The sequence below is a fragment of the Rhodococcus sp. 27YEA6 genome (genome assembly GCF_044908235.1).
In the GTDB taxonomy this organism is placed as follows: Bacteria; Actinomycetota; Actinomycetes; order Mycobacteriales; family Mycobacteriaceae; genus Rhodococcus_F; species Rhodococcus_F qingshengii.
Genome location: NZ_JBIYCY010000001.1, coordinates 1,031,574 through 1,051,018, shown reverse-complemented (window position 1 = coordinate 1,051,018; position 19,445 = coordinate 1,031,574). Strand labels below are relative to the sequence as shown.

The following is a 19,445-nucleotide window of genomic DNA, read 5'->3' as shown; positions in this document are numbered from 1 at the left end:
CGTTCAGTTTCCCGTAGCACTCGTCTTCTTCGACGTCCGCTTGGACGGCGAGGATTGTGTGACCGGAGTGATCGGCGGCGCCACGGCCGCACTCACGTATGAGTTGAGCGCCCGAACGCGACCGATCACCTTCGTCGCCTGACCGGTTCTCCGTAGACGTACAGTCCTGCGACCGTTCGGCGCGAGGTGGAACCAGGAGTCTTCGGGCTCGAAGCCCTGCAGTTCGAGGGCAACGTATTGGGCGGAAGCATCCGTCGAGACGTCGACTACCCACTCTTCGTCACCGACGTTGCGCGCTGTGGCAACAAGTCCGACCGATCGCTCGCGAGGCCGCGCCGAGCCACCCAGGAGGTGGACCACTTCGTCCACCATCTCGCCGTCTTCGTCTTCGAGTGTGACGGTGACGGCGTCGTATATCCGCGCCCCGAACCGAAACACGTGAGTGAGGTCGGTGAAACGGCCGACAAGGCTGTCCACGGACCAGGTCAGACTTGAATGCGCTTCCACCTTGACCGGTAGCGCGACGTCGACCGGGACGACACCTGACCGACTGTGCGCTCGAAACCTGATCTCGCCGACGACAGGTTCGGCGGTCTCGTTGATCGCGTCGAGCCTCAATCCGTCCATACCGTCGTCCGTGACGAGGAGCGCGATCGGTTTGGCGCTCCTACGGAGCACGAACCACGGAGCTTTGGGGCTGCCGCTCCAATCGAGGACCCCCCATCCCGGTCCGGGCTCCAGGTCTCGCAGTGCGAGTGTCAAGGCGCCGTCGCACCGAGAGTCCGGGCGACGCCAGTATCCGAGCGTCGATGCGAACGCCTCACATACAGCTGCTCGCCCCAGGTCGAGATAGCGTTCCGGGTCGGACCACCGGACTTCACGAGCGTCTTCGCCGAAAAGCGCGTGGACGTAGTGGTCCCGAACATCCTCGAAATCCCACGACGATCCGTTGTCCCGAGGCACCGCGGCTTTCCATGCCGGGTGGTGCCCCGCGACGGCGAGTGAACCGAATTCGTTCTCGATCACCGCATTCGACGGTGGAATCGAAAATGCCAATGATTCGGTCGCAAAACGTACTCGCGCGCTGAGCACGTCGGCCAGTGGACGACGATAGGCACCCACCCCGAAGTAGTGAGCGACCCCGCTTCCGACATGCGTTGCCAATTGCTCGCCCCCGCGAGGCGCCGAGGGGGACGACGTCACGTACTCGAGTTCGGGTGCCACCGTCGAGATCAACTCCGGCAGTCTCGAATGAATGAGCGGGATGTGTTGATCGACCAAGCCCAGCATGGTCGGCTGCTGTTCGGTCTCGCTGCCGCCGCAGAAGACTGCCAAAGCGGGATTTCCGCGCACTCTGTGCAAGAACTCGGTGACCTCGGAGGCAACGAGTTCGAAGAATTCGTCGGTGTCGGGCGGATCGAGCGTCGCCAACATCATGTCCTGCCACACGAGAATGCCCAGACGCGCGCATTCCTCCCAGAAGTGGTCGCTCTCGTAGACCATCGTCCCCGGGATTCGAATCATGTTCAGGCCCGCCTCTGCCAGGCGTTCCAAGACACGAGTGGTGCCGGCGTCGCCTTGAAGCGAGATCGGGTCGGTCGGCACCCACACCGAACCACGGCAGTACACCCGGATGCCGTTGACATACAAACGGAATCCACCATCGGATCTGTCGACCTCCACCGTCCGGAAGCCAACTGAACCGAGATGCTCGGAGACTCCGAGCGCTTCCATCGTCACCCGATAAGTGCGCGGGGTGCCATGAGTGTGCGGCCACCACAACTGCGCGTCCGGCACTTCGACGACGCCGGACACCTCGAGAAATCCATCCGGTCCGGCGGATACAGCCAATTGCCGCGAGTGATCGCCGACGCGCACGGTCACGTACTCCAGCGAGGCCGGCAATCCGGTGAGCCGAGCACTGACGGCAACGCGACCGGTTGTGCCGTCAACACTCGCATGCTTGACAGCAGAGACTACGGCGGCAATCCCCTTGTCCAACAAGCGGATACCCCGCCACGGACCCACCGGTACCGACACACCACTGAACACGGGAGCCATACCGAGCATCGTGGTTCGGATCCACCGAAGGCCCTGTTCACGGACCATCGACGAGCGCCAACGTCCTCGAGGACGCCTCGATCTCAAAATCGCGGAGAGAGAATGAAAATGAACAGCCACCTGGACACGTTTACCAGCGCCGACTCCGGCCGGAATGCTCACTTCCCCAGGTGCGAACATGGATTCAGTGGACGCGACACGGACACCGCCGATCCAGACATCCGCAAACGCCGTCATACCGTCGAACTGGAGCAGCCACGACCCCTCACCGGTCGTGGCCACGGTAGTCACGAACCACCAGTCCGACGATGAAACGGATGATTCTGAAACAGACGACGACGAAACGGACTTTGTGCGTCCGGCGTCCGTTTGCGCCGCACGTAACGCACCGACGACTGTTCCAGGCACGGACGCTGCGACCCACTCGGTCACAGCTTCGAGGGCATCCGGGTCGGATATGGATCCGGGTTCGGTTGCAGCGCATCGCCATATCGCGCCGGCCAGCAGGTCTGCTGACGAACGAGGCACTGTCAGACCAACCTCAGGTGTCGATGCGAGTCGACGCCGACTGTGTCGGCAACGATTTCCATCGCCCTCTTCCACGACACGGCCATCTCGTCGAGTTGCTCACGCGGGTCCACCGCGCGGCCCCTGGAGGCACGCGCCATCTGAAACTGCACGCTCTTGGCACCGGATGCCACTTTGCGGAAATCTGGCGCAGCTTCGCCTGTCCCGGAGAAACCTGCAGTGTCCAAGAACTCGCTGGCGTCGGCAGCCAGCTCCGCGCTGGCCCCGCACTGACGAAGTAGCCCGAAGGACCAGAGGTGAAAGGCATCCATACCCGCCCCCTGCACCCATTCGAGGTCTTCGATCACCTTGCGTCCCAGCTCTCGCACGGGATTACCCACCGCTCGAACCGCTACATTCCGCCGAGCCACTTCGGCGATGTTTCCGGCGTTGGTCGCGTGAACCGGATTCAACCTGATCTGTTCGACATAGGGCACGAACGAAGGAAGTGAGGAACGATCGAGATCGAAGACGCCGGAGAAATCGTCGCCTCGCAGCAAGTAGTACCCGCTGTTGTGAAAGTACTCGAGCTCGCCGGCAACGCGATCGATCCGATTGGGCACGATCGTGGTCTTGGTGTGCCCCTCGTGATAGCTCGTTCCAAGAGTGTCGGGAAGCCAGTATCCGTCCACTTCAACCGTCGACAGCATCCCAACCGCGAGGTTGTCCTCGACATGGATCAGCGGTGCCCGCCAGACGTTCATCTCGGCGACTTCGATTCCGTACAGCGCGTAGATGTCCTCGGCCTTGAGCTTGAGGAACGTCCACTGAGTCCCGTCGAACCGCGATGAGAAGGCACATGCCAATGCCGGGACGGGGTCCAACCCCAGCGAATGCAACACTTCGATCCACAGATCCGTGTAGCAGTTGGTCTGCGCCCACACGCGGTCGTCCTGGTGCAACGAATGGGGCCGGTAGCGATCAGGTGAAATGTCGATGAGCCGTGACATCAGATGCCCATTCGTTCACGAACGGAGGTTGGCCATGCAGCCACGTCAAGACCATGAGTCCGCAACAAGGACAACGCGATTCGCTCCATCCCGAAGCCGACGCACGAGCTGTGTGCCACCTCCCCCTCCGCCGTTCGGATGTCGAAGTTGACACCGAAATGGTCGAGATGGTTGTTCGAGGACACGATCGCCGTGCCCTCGTCGAGATCTCCGTAGAGCCGAACTGTCAGTTCCGTCTTGAGATTCTCTTCACGCTGGTTGGCTGCAAGCATCTTTCCGGCGCGCCCGAAGAAAGGATCATTGGCGATCACCGGGGTAGCGTCGAGTTCGAGCCGGCCGAGCACCTCGAGCCCCCGCTCGATCCAGTGCTCGCGATGCGCTCGCGCTGCCGCGGCGTCACCGATCGTCACGAACTCGTGCATCCGAAACGCTTGCATGCGAGCCGGATCGATGGCCGGTTCGTGCCGGAAGCAAAAACCGTAGATGTCCAGCAGCACGCCGCCTTCGGGCAGAACTCCGGTGTACCGCGCATAGGCAGGATGGCACGCTGCGGACACGAGCATGGTCTCGGTCGGCTCGAGGTGGCGGTCCCACGATTGTCCCTCGGCGCGATCGGCCAGCAGTCGCGCGTGATCGCGATTGGAACCGGCGAAGGTGTTGATGGCGCCGGTGAGGTTGGGAAACGAAGCGATGTAGTCGGTGCGCTCGAAACTGCTCCGCGGGAACACCGGCGGGAACCGCAGCCGAGTCGCGGCGTCGCCTGGCCCCGCTGCAATCACCACTCGGTCGATACCGTCGACGATGTCCTCGAACACTCCGGAACGCCCGTAGAGTCCCGGCACCTCCGTCTCGACGAGAAGTCCTTCGACGAGCAGTTCACGTTGAAATGCAGCCCGGGCCCGATCCAGATCGGTCTCGCCTGTCACAGTCTCGGTCGTCACAGTCTCGTTCGTCATAGCGTTCCCCGGTATCCGATAGCCATGTGCGCTGAACCTGCCATGATTCGATCGTTGTTCACCATCACCGCTGCGCCGTGCGCGTCACGAAGGTGCCGACCGAGCGAGAATTCGGTGTCCTCGCGATATCCCGAGATTCCACAGATCAACATTGTCTGCCCCACGATTTCCACCACCGCTGTCGACGCTGTGACTTTCAGGTTGTTCATTGCGAGCGAAAATCCCACCGCTCCCGTCGCCTCGAAATCGGCAACGCCTTCCTCCGCGTGGACTGCGCGGTCGTACCTGCGTGCAGAGGCGCCGACGAGATCGGCGAATTGTTGTGCCGAAGCGGCAACTTCGGCGAGCCGCAGCGCTCCGGGGGAAGTGACCCCGGGCTGCTTGCGGGCGGCGGCACGCACGTACTTGCGCGCCTTCTCGACTGCAGCGTCGGCAATTCCCAACCACACCGAACTCCAGACGACGTGCGAGACCGGAAGCATCGTGTGGGTGGAGATATCGGAATACGGTACGTCGGCGACCATCTCCGGCGTCGAAGTGGCCCGAAGGATGTAACCGAGACTGCAAGTTCCCCTCAGCCCCAGCGTGTTCCACTCGGTGGTGCGTTCGAGCGTCAGGTCTGGGGTACGACACACCACGAGAACCTGATCGTTCGGCTGACTCTCCGGTGTTCGCCGAGCCGTCACGACTATCGCGTCGGAGTGTTCACCGTACGAAATGACAGGCGCGTTCTTGATCAACAGCAGGTGACCGCCCAAGTCTTCCACCGCGCAGTAACTCCGGCTGACGTCACCACCGATTCCCAGCTCAGTGGTTGCCGATGCCAACAGCAATTGCTTGTCGACCGTTTCTTCGACAAACTCGCGTAGTGCTTCGGTGTTGCCGTGCTTGACCAACGAGTATATCTGCGTCTGATGCATCGCGAAAATCATTCCGCTTGCTGCACAGCGTGTTCCGATCACACGGGCGATCTGCGACACTTCCTGCAGCGAGAGCCCTTCGCCGCCTAGTTCCCTCGGCACAGCTACGGACAGCAGCCGTTCGCTTCGCATGGCGTCGACAGCTTCACGCGGAAACCTTGCTTCTGCATCGACTTCGTCGGCCCACACCGCTGCAACTTCGTCGGCCAACCGTGCGGCCCGCTCGAGGGCCGTTCCGGTGGAGCACTGCGATTGCGGAGCGTTCATGCAGCACCCAACTCCGTCAACGCACCCTCGATCGCCTTGACGCTTGCGAAAGTACTCTTCCGCAACAACTCGTCAGGGAACTCGATGTCGAACGAATCCTCCAGCGCCAACATGACATTCACGCTCGCGTGCGACGTCAAACCCAACTCGTAAAGATCGGCCTCTCCGTCGATCGTGCTCACGTCGACTGCCAGCCGACCGTGCTCGACGAGCACTTTCCGAATTGCCTGATCAATCATCAGCGATGTCGTCCTTCTTTTCGATGCGAGCGCCCGAGCGTGTTGCGATCACCATTGCGATGGCCACGTCCGCTTCGTGCGAGATAGATACTTGAAAATCGTGCAGATCCTGGGCCCGCGCGAGTTCCGCGGCATTACCGGACAGTGTCACCCCACAGCCACCCCACTCGGCCCGAGTGATTTCGATGGAACTCCACGGAACGGGAACGTCACCAGGCCGCAGTACCTTCACCACAGCCTCTTTGGCGGCGAAACGTGCAGCCAATCGTTGATCCCGCGCCGGCCCGGCGCACGTCTGCAATTCGTGCGGGGTGAAGGTCCGATCGAGATACCTCCGCCCGAAGAGTTCGATACTTCGAGTGACATCCACGACGTTCACTACGTCACAGCCGATCCGCGGGCCGATGTCGAGCATCGGCGTCGGCGCAGTGTCACCCATCTGTTGACTCCCCATCTGGGGTCGTACACGCCGGGCAGCCCCCTATGCTGCCCGGTGCGCCGACGCCGTCACCCTGCCCTGACAAACCTTCATTCTCAGCAATTCTTCAGCTACCGATAGAACATACCGCAATCCGAAGATTGACGGCAAGATCGGACTTCCAGATTCCCATCAACACTATAAACATACTCTTAGTTTGTTTTGAATGCAGAACAAAGAGAGCAATGTCCCTACCAGGACATTTGCAGCAAATTGACCAAGGAGCAGTGCGGAGAGCCAGTGATTTCAGTGATCACTGGCAAGGCGACGGGCCGCGAATTGCCTGAAGTACTCCACTTTCGATTCCGGGACCACGATCGGAAGTATCAGGTTCCACGATGCCTTCATGGAGTCCGAAAGCTCACGAACGGTCCCGGTCGCGGCTGCCATCAGCCGAACTCCCGACGCAACTTCCAACAGGAAACGAGCAATGTCAGCAGAATCCGCGTCCGAACGCAGATCACCTTCGTCGGCGGCACGGCTGGCAAGTTCACGGTAAATGTCGAGCCACACGTCCAGAGTCGCCGGCCCGGAGCCCCGATAGTCCCCGATCTCGACCAACAAGCGGAACGTCGCTCTAACCATGGCGTCATGCGCACCGATGTCGACGATGACCGACGAAATACCGATCAGTGACTCGAGTGCGGGAGTTCGACGGTCCAACCAGAGCTCACATTTTGCGTCGAAACGTGCCGAACCCTCGTCTATCACCGCCCGCGCGAGTTCTTCCTTGGACCCGAAATGGAAGTACAGGGCGCCTTTGGTCACCTGCGACTCGGCGATGATCTCGCTCAAGCTGGCATTGGCATAGCCCAGGCGCAAGAACACACCCGCTGCTCCGCGCAGCACCGAATCACGGGTGGCTTCTGCCCGCTCTTGCCTCACCATCGATCCGGCCTCCAATCACCACACATCGAACGAATTCTTGGTCTTACCCGTTCACAGCGTCAAAATGGATGGCACGGTTCGGCATTCAACCCACCCTGCAAACAAATGAGACATTTGCCCATCAAACGATCGTGATACAGCGAACACAGCTTAGACCGCGATCCATCTCTGCGCGGCAGGCGCGCCTGGTTAACCCTCCAATTGTGGATCGGCTTCCAGATTCGTCAGCCCATTCCAACACAAATTCACGAGGTGAGCGGCGACAACTTCCTTCGACGGAGTCCGTTCGTCGAGCCACCAAGTAGCCGTAGTGGACACCATGCCGACAAGCGCCTGTGCGTACATCGTTGCTAGTCCGGGGTCGAAACCGCGTCTGGAGAAGTCCCCCGCCAACAGGTAGCCCACCTGACTGATCGCATCGTTGAGCAAGCTCGAATATGTCCCACTGGGCGCGACAACGGACGAATCGCGCACGAGTATCCGAAATCCGTCGGTGTGCTCTTCCACGTAGGTGAGCAAAGCCAACGCAACCCGCTCGACTCGAACTCTCGAGCGATTTTGTGAGAGCGAAGACGTGATCATCTCGAGGAGTCGCGACATCTCCCGGTCCACTACGACGGCGTACAGCCCCTCCTTGCCGCCGAAGTGCTCGTACACGACAGGCTTGGACACGTTCGCGCGCTGGGCGATCTCCTCGATCGAGGTCGCTTCGTATCCCCGTTCGGCGAACAATGCCCGCCCGATCTCGATCAGCTGTTGCCGACGTTGGGTACCGGTCATCCGGATCCGTGTCACTCGTTCGGGAACTGGATCCCCGCCACCCGAACCGGACACCGTCGCCATTGTCTTCCTCTCGCCGACACACAAATTACTGCTGTGGACGCTCAGCCTATCGGGACTTCAGGGGCCCGATCGGAGGAGCGGTTCGACCTACGGCGGGTCGGCATGCGATTATTCTTTCGCGCGTTCGGCCGCAAGGCTCGGCAATGCGTGGCAATCCGCCGTGGTGTAATGGCAGCACCTCTGATTTTGGTTCAGATAGTTCAGGTTCGAGTCCTGGCGGCGGAGCTGGTGAACAACATGCTTTCCCGAGCGGAAATGTATGTCTTGATCGACAGTTTGATCGACAGAGGGAGCTCAAACCAGTGCAGACCGCCGTGATCGTTCTCGCAGCGGGTGCCGGTACACGAATGAAGTCGAAGACTCCCAAGGTCCTCCACACTCTCGCCGGACGCAGCATGCTGGCGCATTCGCTTCACGCGGCAACCTCACTGAATCCCACGCACCTGGTGACCGTCGTCGGTCACGATCGTGAGCGTGTCACCGAAGCCGTGAACGCAGTCGCCGGGGAACTGGACCGTTCCGTCACCGTCGCCGTTCAGGACGAGCAGAAGGGCACCGGGCACGCTGTCAGTTGTGGGCTCGAGGGGTTGCCGGCCGACTTCTCCGGGACCGTACTCGTCACAGCCGCCGACGTGCCTCTGCTCGACGGCAAGACCATCGCAGACCTCCTCGCCCAGCACACGGCTGCTCCCGCGGCCGCGGTGACGGTGTTGACGTCGACGGCCGTCGACCCCACCGGCTACGGGCGAATCCTTCGTACGACGGACGGCGAGGTGAACGCCATAGTCGAGGAGAAGGAAGCCACCGATTCGCAGCGCTCGATCACCGAAGTCAATTCAGGGGTCTACGCCTTCGACTTCGAAACTCTGCGCGACGCGCTGGCGTCCCTCGACTCCAACAACGCACAACACGAGTTCTATCTCACCGATGTGATCATGATCGCCCGTCGCGCGGGCAAGCGTGTTCGTGCTCAGCACATCGCGGATTCGGTTCTCGTCGCGGGGGCCAACGATCGCGTGCAGCTCTCGACGCTCGCCCGCGAGATGAACCGTCGGATCCTCGAGAAGTGGATGCGTGCCGGCGTCACCGTCGTCGATCCTGCGAGCACATGGATAGATTGCGGCGTGCACGTCGCACAGGACGTGACGCTCCTGCCCGGAGTTCAGTTGACCGGCACGACCTCGGTGGGCGAAGACGCCGTGATCGGCCCGGATACCACCTTGGACAACGTGAGAGTCGGTGAGCGCGCAGTAGTCGTCCGCTCGCACGGGACCGACTCCGTTGTCGGCGCGGATGCGACTGTGGGCCCCTTCGCCTATCTCCGGCCTGGTACCCGCCTCGGGGCACACGGCAAGATCGGCGCCTACGTGGAAACCAAGAACGCGGATATCGGCGAGCATTCGAAGATTCCGCATCTTACCTACGTCGGCGACGCCACCATCGGCCATCACAGCAATATCGGAGCTTCGAGCGTCTTCGTCAATTACGACGGGGTGAACAAGAGCCGTACTGTGGTGGGGTCGCATGTCCGAACAGGCTCCGACACCATGTTCGTCGCCCCTCTCGTCGTGGGAGACGGCGCATACACGGGTGCGGGCACGGTCTTGAAGAACGACGTACCGCCTGGGGCGCTCGCCGTCTCGGGTGGGGTGCAGCGCAACATCGAGGGCTGGGTCCAGAAGAATCGTCCCGGCACACCCGCGGCCGATGCCGCTGCAGCAGCTGCACAACCTGACGGCCCTGCAACAACCTGACAGCCCTGCACAACAGACAGCACAGATCACCACCAGATCGACCGGCAAGTACAAAAGGACGGCATGAACCAGTGACTGCGAATTGGATCGACAACCAGAAGAACCTGATGTTGTTCTCGGGTCGCGCACATCCCGAGTTGGCGGAGCAGGTGGCGAAGGAACTCGACATCCGCGTCACCCCGCAGACCGCGCGCGACTTCGCGAACGGTGAGATCTTCGTTCGATTCGAAGAGTCGGTTCGCGGCTCCGATGCGTTCGTCCTGCAGAGTCATCCGGCACCGCTGAACACGTGGGTGATGGAGCAGCTCATCATGATCGACGCTCTCAAGCGTGGATCGGCAAAGCGCATCACCGCCGTTCTTCCGTTCTACCCGTACGCCCGCCAGGACAAGAAGCATCGCGGACGCGAGCCGATCTCCGCTCGCCTGATTGCCGACCTGCTCAAGACCGCCGGCGCCGATCGCATCATCACGGTCGACCTGCATACCGATCAGATCCAGGGCTTTTTCGACGGCCCCGTCGATCACATGCACGCACACAGCCAGTTGGCCAACCACATTCGCGCGGGCTACAACCTCGAGAACATCACGGTGGTGTCCCCCGACTCGGGGCGCGTTCGTGTCGCCGAGAAGTGGGCCGACTCGCTCGGCGGAGCACCGCTGGCATTCATTCACAAGACGCGCGACCCGTTGGTACCCAACCAGGTCAAGTCCAACCGCGTCGTCGGTGAGGTCGAAGGTCGCACCTGCATCCTGATCGACGACATGATCGACACCGGCGGAACCATCGCCGGCGCGGTCAAGGTGCTCAAGGAGGCCGGTGCAGGTGACGTCGTCATCGCTGCAACCCACGGCGTCCTCTCCGACCCTGCGGCCGAGCGTCTGTCGACGTGTGGCGCGAAGGAAGTTGTTGTCACCAACACACTTCCGATCGACGAGTCGAAGAAGTTCCCGACGCTGACGGTGCTGTCCATCGCACCGCTGCTCGCTCGCACCATCAAGGAAGTTTTCGAGAACGGTTCTGTGACTTCGCTGTTCAACGGCAGCGCCTAGTCTCGCGCCGCACTACGGGCGCGTACCTGTGACTTCACGGTCACCGGTACGCGCCCGTCGTCGTCTTCGTGAAGGTCTCAGAAACAGACCACCCGGTCATCATGAAACCACCTGTGGGACACACGAATACCGCCGAATGCGGCGATTGACATGATCTTGATCACGCTCCCGTCGAGAAACCCAGGTCGATGTTGGGGCGGTGTTCACCGCGCCGCAATCTTCGCCTAGTGTGGCTCGTCGTGATCGACGCGCAAACCCTGGAATCCCGGCCCGAATCTCATTCCCTGAATTCATCAGTTCCGACGATCCGGCGGTGGCGCCCAGGATCTTGTGTCTGGTGCGGAGACGACAACTCCGTGGACATGTTCCGCAACGAACCCCGCTGCGTAAAATGCCGTGAAAACGAAGGCATCATCGACGACGCCAAGCGCTTCCTCGGCATGTACGGTCTGCGCCCGCTCGGCGGCACGCTGCAGTCCGACGACGACGAAGAGCGCGAGTACCGCGTCAACGCACGCGAGGCACGCCGAGTCCTGAACGAGATCCGTATGGACGTCCTTCCTGATGCGGCCGCTGTTCGCAAGGCAATTCGGCCCCGCGCCGCAACGGTTGTCGCCGACACGTCACCCGCACGCGCTTCCCGCCCCGCCAGCACGGGCACAGCGACGCGCGTTGCCGCTCCGGTCAAGACCGACACCGTGGACATCGACACGCTCCAGACGCGCGTCCTAGGGCTTCTCGATCAGCTCGGTTCGATCGACGAGCAGATCAAGGTCGCCGAACTCGCACAAGGGTTGCCGGCTCGCGCACGACTGAGCGATCTGAACAAGCAGAAGGCCACGGTTCTTCGCACGCTGGCCGCTCTCGAGAAGGCCCGCATCGCCGCCTCCAACTAATTCCCCTCGCGTCCGTCCCACGGCCCCGTCTCACTTGCGAGACGGGGCCGTTCTGTTTGAGCAGGTACCTTTACGAATCGTGAATGACATCACCATCACTTTCGTCGTGCTTGCACTGGTCGTGGCGCTGTTCGTGATCGGCCGAATCCCGGTCGGCATCATCGCGATCGGCACTGCCCTGGCGCTGTACGCCACCGGTGTGATCACGATGGAGCAGGCGCTCGCCGGATTCGGCGATCCCACGGTGGTGTTCATCGCCGCGCTTTTTGTCGTCAGCGAAGCCCTCGACGCCACCGGTGTCACCACATGGGCGGGCGAGAAACTGCTGGCGAAAGTCGGCGAATCCCGAGTCCGCCTCGTGAGTGCGATCATGTTGCTGGTTGCCGCGTTGACCGCATTGATCAGCGTCAACGGGGCCGTAGCCGCGTTGGTACCGATGGTGGTCGTCTTGGCGGTACGTCTCGGTAAATCGACGTCACAACTGCTTCTGCCGTTGGCATTTGCCGCCCATGCCGGATCGATGCTCACCTTGACCGGAACACCGGTCAACATCATCGTTTCCGAAGCCGCCGAGGAATCCGGGGCCGGTGCTTTCGGGTTCTTCAGTTTCACCTTGGTCGGTGCGCCGCTCGTATTGGGAACGATTGCGATCGCCGTACTTCTCGGTCCTCACGTCCTCCCCCATCGTGCTGGGACGTCGATGTCGCCTGACCTGAGCCGGCATGCCAAGACCCTCGCGAAGCAGTATCAGCTCATGGGAAAGGATGCGCCGTCCGCAGAGCCCTTGATCACCAAGCACGACGGCGTGGTCGAAGTGATCATCCCGCCGCGCTCGGAAATGATCGGCGACAGGGCTTTTCCGGGCATGGTGACCGACAGTGGAGATCTGGTGATACTCGCAGTCCAGCGCGCCGGTGAGGACTGCGGCCCCAAGGGCGTCAAGTTGGCGGCCGGTGACACGCTTCTCCTGCAAGGAAGCTGGGACGATCTCGACACCCACACCGCCGTCGATCCGAACGTCCTCGTGGTCGACGCACCTGCCCAGATCCGTAAGCAGGCAGCCCCGTTGGGAACCCGCGCGGTCATCGCTCTCGTCGTCGTCGCGGCGATGGTAGTGATGCTGACGTTCGGATTGGTGCCGTCCGCGATAGCCGGACTCCTCGCGGCATGTGCGATGGTGCTGCTACGAGTCATCAGCGTCGAGCAGGCGCATCGGTCCATCTCGTGGACCACGTTGATTCTCGTCGGCGGAATGATCCCGCTGTCGACCGCAATCCAGCAGACCGGCGCGGCCGAAAAGCTCGCTCATGCGTTTGTCGACGTCGTCGGTGGGGCAAGCCCGTATGTCGTCGTCGCTGGACTCTTCGTCGTGACGGCGACTCTGGGCCAGCTGATCAGCAACACTGCAACCGCGTTGATCATCACGCCGATCGCGATCTCGGTCGCCATCGAAATCGACATCTCGGTGCTGCCCCTTCTGATGACGGTCACCGTCGCTGCCGCGGCCTCCTTCCTGACGCCTGTAGCCACTCCCGCGAACATGATGGTGATGGGCCCTGGTGGTTACAAGTTCGGCGACTACTGGAAGCTCGGACTCCCGATGTTGTTGTGGTTCCTGATAGTTGCAACGGTGTTGATCCCAGTGATCTGGAGTTTCTGATGTGCTCACCGAAGGTCTTGTCGGAGGTCTACGAATCGATCGGACGCGAAGGCAGGAAGATCAGCCGTCGATCGATGTTCGCGGCGCTGGGCACCGGTGCCCTCGGCGCGACCGTCATGGCCGGCGCTGTACAGCCCACTGCGTCGGCAACGCCATCGGGTCGGACCATTGTCGATCTGACCCACGTACTGACGCCGGAGTTCCCGGTGTGGCCGGGCGCGCGCTCGTTCGAGATGAGGAACCTGGCGAAGATCGCCGACGCCGCCGGATCTCTGGGCTCGCTCGGCTCCGCCGAGTCAGGTGGAAACTTCTACCTCAACGAACTCCGCCTCGAAGAACACACTGGTACTCACATCGACGCTCCCGCACACGCCAGTGCGGACGGAATCACCGTCGAGAAGATTCCCGTCGCCGACCTCGTCGTGCCGATTGCGGTCGTCGACATCAGTGCCCGAGCCTCCGTCGACCCCGACACACTGCTCACCCGCCAGGACATCCTCGATTGGGAGTCCCTCCACGGGACCATCGCTCCCCGCAGCCTGGTTGCGATGAACTCGGGTTGGGATACCCGGGCCGGTGCCGGTGGCGCCTTCACGAATCGAGATGCACTCGGCGTGCAACACACACCGGGATTCAACCCCGAGGCGATCGACTTTCTCGTCCGCGAGCGCAACATCGTCGCCGTGGGCTCGGACACCCTCAGCATCGACGCGGGCCGAAGCACCACCCACGGGGCTCACCGAAGCGCTTTGGGCTCAGGAAAGTACGCAGTCGAAGCCCTCGCAAATCTGTCCGCACTTCCGGCCGTCGGCGCCACGGTGATGGTGGGAGCGCCGACGCATGCGGGTGGTTCGGGTGGTCCGTGCCGGGTCATCGCCTGGTACTGAAGATCAGGGCGTAGGCGTCACCCGCAGCACCTTGTCGCCGGCGCCGTTGTCGGTGGTCACCAGGAGCGAGCCGTCGGGCGTCGGGGTCACCGACCGCAAGCGACCGAACTGGTTCTCCAACCCGAAGGTCTGCGCGTCGACCGAGCGTCCGTCGGCACTCAGGCGGAGGAAGATCAGTTCCTTGCTCTTGAGGCCACCCATTACGAGCGCACCGTCCCAGGCACCCCATGCAGCTCCACCGGTGAAGGCAGCGCTGGCGGTAGCCAACGTCGAGCTACCCGAACGCCACACCGCCGCAATCGCTCCCGGCACTCGCACGGGATCGGTCATCGGCACGGATTCGTCGTACGTTCCGGGAAGCCGATCCGGGCGGTAGCCGTAATTTCCGCCGGGGGTAAGCAGGTTGACTTCGTCGTCGACGCTTGTGCCCTGTTCAACCGAGTACACCCGGCCGGTTCCGGGTTGCACGGCCAAGCCTTGGACGTTGCGGTGCCCGAGCGTGTAGACCGGGCTGGAAGCATTCGGATTCCCCGCCGCCGGAGTTCCGTCGGCGTTGATGTGCAAGACCTTGCCGCCCAGCGAATTCGGATCCTGGGGGACGCTCGGCGTCGCGGTGTCACCCGTCCCGACGAACAGCGTTCCGTCCTGCGCCGCAAGAATTCGGCAACCCCCGTGACGCCCGGACGAGACCGGGATTCCCGGCAATACAGTTCCGGTTCGCGTGAGTGCGGTCCATCCGGCGTCGACGGTCCACGAGATCACTCGAACGTCCGTGACTCCCCCAGCGCTGAATCCCTGGCAGGTGTAGAGGGTGCGCGACTGAGCGAAGTCGCGGGCAAGCGCGATACCCATGAGACCGGTTTCGGACTGCGCGTAGAGATCCGAAAGGTCAGCAGCGACTGGACCTGTCGTGTTGTCGCCTCGGCGAACGAAGAATCCGCCGGATCGTTGTCCGGTCAGGATTGCACCGTCCGGGGCCGCCACCACGTCCCAGGGGTGGTCGAGTCCGTCGACCAGTGTGGTGACCGACAACTGCGGGAGGGTGTCCTCGATGGGTATGTCCGGGTCGTCGCTCCCCAACGATCCGGTGCTTCCGTTGCCGAAACTGCCGGGGTCGAAGGGGAATGGTTGAGCCACGCTCTGCGTTACCGGCATCACCAGTACTGCAGTCAGGGCCACGGTCAATGCGGCGAGCTTCGGATGACGCACGCGTTCTCCTCGGGTCGGAAACCGTTCTGCGCCTCACTATAAACAGACAAACACCATTTTTCGGGCCCTCTCGCTATACCCGCAGGCCACAGGAGAAACGAAACCCCTTCAGAAGTCGGCAAACTCCGGCAAAGCGTTCGCCAGTGGGGATGCGTTACGTCTTGATGCAGATCGTGCCTTCCGCCAGCCGGGCACACTCCAGTCCAGGAGGTATTCGAGATCCGCTTCCACTCCCCTGTCCCGAAGTCCGAAACGTCGTTCCAGCGCATCGCCGTCCGTCAAATGCAGTCTCGCCGCGTCGGGCACTCTCAGTTCGGGGTCACAGAATGGGCCTACGGGCGCGGTAACCGTTCGTCGTCCTGACGGATCTTTCCACTCCAGAAGACCACCTCCGATTTGCTTCACTGTCCACCTGCCAAACGTCTTCAGTCGGTGATGTTTTCGACACAGACAGGCCAAGTTCCGTTCTGCAGTAGGCCCTCCCTGAGCGGGGTTGCCGTGATCGAACGGCACCGTGTGATCGATATCGCAACTATCAGAACGCACAACACAATTCGGAAAGCGGCACGTACCGTCTCGCGTCCTTACAATCGTCACCAACGCCGCGGACGGCTGGTACGTGGATTCACCGCGCCGCGAACCACTGTTCCTTCGCGAGCGATTATCCCTTGCCGCAGCGGGCAATATCTCCGGTGAGCGCATCGACCGACCCACGCCGAGCACCGGTCCGGCTGCCCCCGCAGTCGAACAATGTTGCACCTCGGACGGTGCAAGGGTGAGGACTCTCTGCCACGTGGCGTCCGCGGCGATCGCGCGCGCAAGGTCGGCATCGATGTGGCCGTACCCCTGCAAATAGCCTGGCAGGTCGTCGAATCCGAGCAGGGTGGAAGCGTTGACACCCACAAGAATTGTCGCAATCGGGAGCGCGGAGGTCTTCGTATCATCCCTACGGGTGCAATCGCCGTCGCACTGACAATCCAACGACGTCTTTCCTTCCGCCAATGCGATCAGTGCATCGGCACGCCGTTGCCCGAAAGTTCTCGGATCGGAACCACAGACCTGCATCGACATCGCACGGAGCCTCGTGGCCAAAGTCTGAGCGCCGACCGCTGGAAGCATTCCGTCCAGAGTCGACATACCGTCGTGCGACGCGCACGTCCGAACGTCCCGATCCGCCTCCGCACGAACTCGCCTGGCACGCACCCCATCAGGGTCGTGCCGAGCAATGAGACCTCGTGCGCGCGCCTTCAACTTGTTACCGGTTACACGGCAGGCACCGTCCACGAGGAGTCGCTCGATGTCATCGAGCGCGTGCTCGGAGACGTTGGCGAGAGCTTCGGACAGTGCCATCGCTTTGGCCAGATCGATGTCACCGCAAGCAAAAGCGGCCGCCACCCGCGGAAGTCGCCAGCGCAGGTCACATCCCAGTGCAATCATTTTCTGCGCGGCGTACTCCGTAATGCTCAGTATCGACGCGATCTCCACGTGCGCGAATTGACCCCGAAAAGCCTCATTGACTCCAACCGCGGCATCCTCCTCACAACGGTCCAAGTACAGCGCAGTGACCGCGTCGATCTCGAGGAAGTGGGCGCGCGCGATTTCCGCATGCTGCCGAAACAGCGCGTCCGCGGAAGTCTTCGATTCGAACATATGAGCGATTCTACGGGCGCCCACCGACAAGTTTTTGCGAAATCCCGGGGTATTCACCGATACCTTTTGCGCTCCGATGTCACTACGTTCAATCGCATGACTCAGCATCCGACACGAGATCAACCGTACTTCGGCATAGCGATATTCGAGTTGGGGAAGAATGACGGGGTCGGGTGCTTCCACCGAGAGGACTGTTATCTCATCTGGGCTGGCGACCCCGCTGAGGCGCAGTCAAAATTCGAGCGCAAGGCCGGCGAGCAGGAGTATCCGCTCGGCGCGAGCGATGACCAGTCCTATGTAAAACTCGCGCATCTCGTGGATCTTGCGCCGGTGTCGGACGCTGTCCATACTGGCACCGCAGATCTCTACTCTCGACACTTCTCAAATATTGCCGCCTACAGAACTTTTGAGACACTTCTAGGGGGAGACAGCATCCTCTGACAAGCGCCCACTTCACGCCCGCTGCGCACACAACAGCGCAAAGCGCTGATCCCGATCCGTCCACACCTTCCGCACCCCGAAGCCCGCGGACGCGAGTTCCGCGGCAATCCCGTCCTCGGTGAACTTCGCCGAGATCTCGGTGCGCAGCTGCTCGCCCGCTGCGAAGGTGATCTCCAGATCCAGGTCGTCGATGTGCACCGAGACTTCACGAAGTGCTTCCAGGCGCATCTCGATCCACTCGTTATCGGCATCCCAGAGCGCGACGTGACGGAAGTCCTCCAAGGGAAAGTTCGCTCCCAGTTGCTTGTTCAGGACCGAGAGAACATTGAGATTGAACTGAGCAGTCACACCGGCAGCGTCGTCGTAGGCGGGCACGAGGACTGCGGGATCGATCACCAATCCCACGCCCAGGATCAGGTTCTCACCGGGATCGAGCACCGCTGCAATGCCCGAGAGGAACTCGGCGCGTTCTGCCGGAACGAGATTGCCGAGAGTTCCACCGAGAAACGCGACCGCCCGCCGTCCACCACCTGGCAGATGATGCAGCGAACCGGTGAAGTCACTGACCACCCCGACCACATCGATGCCGGGGAATTCGGCACCGACCTGCCGCGCCGCGCCTTCCAGTGCTGTCACCGAAACATCCTGCGGTACATACGTTCGCAGAGTTCCACGAGCCGTCATTGCATCGAGCAGCAACCGCGTCTTCTCCGAGGAACCGGAACCCAGTTCGATCAGGATCTCAGGATCGGTGAACGCAGCGATCTCGTCGGCGTACCGAGCGAGCAGGCCGCGTTCGGTACGGGTGGGGTAATACTCGGGTAAGGCCGTGATCTCCTCGAACAGTTCACTTCCACGCGCGTCGTAGAACCATTTGGGCGAGAGCCACTTCGGCGTAGCGGTCAAGCCCTCCCTGGCCTCGGCTCGCAATGCGTCGACCGATTCGGCCGGTGTCAGATAAACCTCGAGCTTAGGGGTTTTCATTGTTCTCCCATCGGTATCGGGGTGATGATCAAATGGCCGGGACGCGCGCAGACGATGTGCCGGTCCGGCACCTGCTCCCAGTCCGGTGAACGATCGGACGGTTCGGAAACGATCAGTGCCCGCGACTCGTCGACCCGCGTGTACAACGTGTGGCCCCACGCCGTGGCCCACAGTTCCTGCCCGTCGCCGAACAGGAGGTTCAATCGTGAATCCGGTGCCGCCGCAGCCACATCGTGAACGAGGCTCGTCACGGCGGCTTCCGCGGGCTTCGACTTCAACCGATGCCGAAGCACTGTCCACAACAAGGCAGCATCCGTCGGCGCGGGCATCTTCAGCAATTCGACGGCCGGAACTTCTGCTGCCAAGTCGGCGAGTGAGCCAGGCCAACCGGATACCGCTCCGTTGTGGCTGAAAGCGTAGGTTCCGTCGACGAACGGTGCGCAGGCACCGATCTCGACGGCCATCCCCTCCGTCGCGGAACGTACGGCGGCGAGAACGGATCCGGAAATGATGTGGGACAACGTCTCGTCGACTGTCGGGTCCGACCAGATCGGCGAGATACTGCGGTACCGTCCCTGCCTTCCACCGTTCCACCACACCGCGCCGAATCCGTCGGCATTGATGGTCCCGCCGCCACGCATCTCGCGAGGTGCCCACGACTGTCGCATCAGTGAGTTCTCGCCGTCGTGGAGGAGTTCACGAACCGAACGCGGCGGCCCGAGATACCCGAGGTGCCGACACAT

At 61.9% G+C, this 19,445-nt stretch carries 18 protein-coding genes and 1 tRNA gene; 7 read left to right on the top strand and 12 right to left on the bottom strand.

Going from position 1 to position 19,445, the window contains the following annotated elements; genetic code table 11:
• Window positions 1–3: 3 nt before the first annotated feature.
• From ABH939_RS05185 to ABH939_RS05150, 8 genes are all read right to left on the bottom strand, one after another.
• Entirely contained in the window at window positions 4–2,589 is a 2,586-nt protein-coding gene (locus ABH939_RS05185; RefSeq protein ID WP_404649411.1) for a glycosyl hydrolase 2 galactose-binding domain-containing protein, read from the bottom strand.
• 2 nt (window positions 2,590–2,591) lie between these two features.
• Window positions 2,592–3,578, bottom strand: a complete 987-nt coding sequence (locus ABH939_RS05180) for a DUF1839 family protein (RefSeq protein ID WP_081558197.1) — start codon at window positions 3,576–3,578, stop codon at window positions 2,592–2,594.
• A complete protein-coding gene (locus ABH939_RS05175) occupies window positions 3,578–4,534 on the bottom strand; it encodes an amino acid--[acyl-carrier-protein] ligase (RefSeq protein WP_007728880.1) in 957 nt (318 codons plus the stop codon). The genes ABH939_RS05180 and ABH939_RS05175 overlap by 1 nt, the downstream gene beginning before the upstream one ends.
• On the bottom strand, window positions 4,531–5,721 hold the full coding sequence (locus ABH939_RS05170) for an acyl-CoA dehydrogenase family protein (protein WP_042448906.1): 1,191 nt from the start codon (window positions 5,719–5,721) through the stop codon (window positions 4,531–4,533). The genes ABH939_RS05175 and ABH939_RS05170 overlap by 4 nt, the downstream gene beginning before the upstream one ends.
• The gene (locus tag ABH939_RS05165) at window positions 5,718–5,960 is read right to left on the bottom strand and encodes an acyl carrier protein (RefSeq protein ID WP_003946296.1); all 243 of its coding nucleotides are present in this window, start codon (window positions 5,958–5,960) and stop codon (window positions 5,718–5,720) included. Before ABH939_RS05165 ends, ABH939_RS05170 begins: the two co-directional genes overlap by 4 nt.
• A complete protein-coding gene (locus ABH939_RS05160) occupies window positions 5,953–6,399 on the bottom strand; it encodes a holo-ACP synthase (protein WP_003946314.1) in 447 nt (148 codons plus the stop codon). The genes ABH939_RS05165 and ABH939_RS05160 overlap by 8 nt, the downstream gene beginning before the upstream one ends.
• A 285-nt stretch (window positions 6,400–6,684) precedes the next feature.
• Window positions 6,685–7,326 carry a ScbR family autoregulator-binding transcription factor gene (locus ABH939_RS05155; protein ID WP_003946317.1) on the bottom strand — a complete coding sequence of 214 codons (642 nt, stop codon included), beginning with the start codon at window positions 7,324–7,326 and terminating at the stop codon, window positions 6,685–6,687.
• Between the two features lie 189 nt (window positions 7,327–7,515).
• Complete coding sequence (locus tag ABH939_RS05150) at window positions 7,516–8,169, bottom strand: TetR/AcrR family transcriptional regulator (protein WP_003946303.1); 654 nt, start codon at window positions 8,167–8,169, stop codon at window positions 7,516–7,518.
• Between the two features lie 154 nt (window positions 8,170–8,323).
• Here ABH939_RS05150 and ABH939_RS05145 point away from each other — a divergent pair.
• From ABH939_RS05145 to ABH939_RS05120, 6 genes are all read left to right on the top strand, one after another.
• A tRNA-Gln gene (locus tag ABH939_RS05145) sits at window positions 8,324–8,394 on the top strand.
• A 77-nt stretch (window positions 8,395–8,471) separates the two neighbouring features.
• Window positions 8,472–9,923 (top strand): bifunctional UDP-N-acetylglucosamine diphosphorylase/glucosamine-1-phosphate N-acetyltransferase GlmU, encoded by a 1,452-nt coding sequence (gene glmU, locus ABH939_RS05140; protein ID WP_080726597.1) that lies wholly within the window; start codon window positions 8,472–8,474, stop codon window positions 9,921–9,923.
• Between the two features lie 71 nt (window positions 9,924–9,994).
• A complete protein-coding gene (locus ABH939_RS05135; protein WP_003946284.1) occupies window positions 9,995–10,975 on the top strand; it encodes a ribose-phosphate diphosphokinase in 981 nt (326 codons plus the stop codon).
• Between the two features lie 239 nt (window positions 10,976–11,214).
• Window positions 11,215–11,871: a hypothetical protein gene (locus tag ABH939_RS05130; protein WP_404649409.1), complete on the top strand. Its 657-nt coding sequence runs from the start codon at window positions 11,215–11,217 to the stop codon at window positions 11,869–11,871.
• Window positions 11,872–11,950: 79 nt separating this feature from the next.
• Window positions 11,951–13,531 (top strand): SLC13 family permease, encoded by a 1,581-nt coding sequence (locus ABH939_RS05125; protein ID WP_193595083.1) that lies wholly within the window; start codon window positions 11,951–11,953, stop codon window positions 13,529–13,531.
• On the top strand, window positions 13,531–14,418 hold the full coding sequence (locus ABH939_RS05120; protein ID WP_007728895.1) for a cyclase family protein: 888 nt from the start codon (window positions 13,531–13,533) through the stop codon (window positions 14,416–14,418). Before ABH939_RS05125 ends, ABH939_RS05120 begins: the two co-directional genes overlap by 1 nt.
• A 3-nt stretch (window positions 14,419–14,421) precedes the next feature.
• On the opposite strand, the gene ABH939_RS05115 is transcribed toward ABH939_RS05120, so the two are convergent.
• Both ABH939_RS05115 and ABH939_RS05110 read right to left on the bottom strand, forming a co-directional pair.
• Window positions 14,422–15,627 carry a sorbosone dehydrogenase family protein gene (locus ABH939_RS05115; RefSeq protein WP_058037014.1) on the bottom strand — a complete coding sequence of 402 codons (1,206 nt, stop codon included), beginning with the start codon at window positions 15,625–15,627 and terminating at the stop codon, window positions 14,422–14,424.
• 108 nt (window positions 15,628–15,735) lie between these two features.
• Window positions 15,736–17,277, bottom strand: coding sequence for an HNH endonuclease signature motif containing protein (locus ABH939_RS05110; protein WP_051649520.1), 1,542 nt, complete (start codon window positions 17,275–17,277; stop codon window positions 15,736–15,738).
• A gap of 96 nt (window positions 17,278–17,373) precedes the next feature.
• Here ABH939_RS05110 and ABH939_RS05105 point away from each other — a divergent pair, with 96 nt between their 5' ends.
• A complete protein-coding gene (locus ABH939_RS05105; protein WP_042921056.1) occupies window positions 17,374–17,718 on the top strand; it encodes a hypothetical protein in 345 nt (114 codons plus the stop codon).
• A gap of 12 nt (window positions 17,719–17,730) precedes the next feature.
• Here the strand turns inward: ABH939_RS05105 and egtD are convergent, their stop codons facing one another.
• On the bottom strand, window positions 17,731–18,702 hold the full coding sequence (gene egtD / locus ABH939_RS05100) for an L-histidine N(alpha)-methyltransferase (protein ID WP_404649408.1): 972 nt from the start codon (window positions 18,700–18,702) through the stop codon (window positions 17,731–17,733).
• On the bottom strand, window positions 18,699–19,445 hold the full coding sequence (egtC, locus tag ABH939_RS05095) for an ergothioneine biosynthesis protein EgtC (RefSeq protein ID WP_030536290.1): 747 nt from the start codon (window positions 19,443–19,445) through the stop codon (window positions 18,699–18,701). Before egtC ends, egtD begins: the two co-directional genes overlap by 4 nt.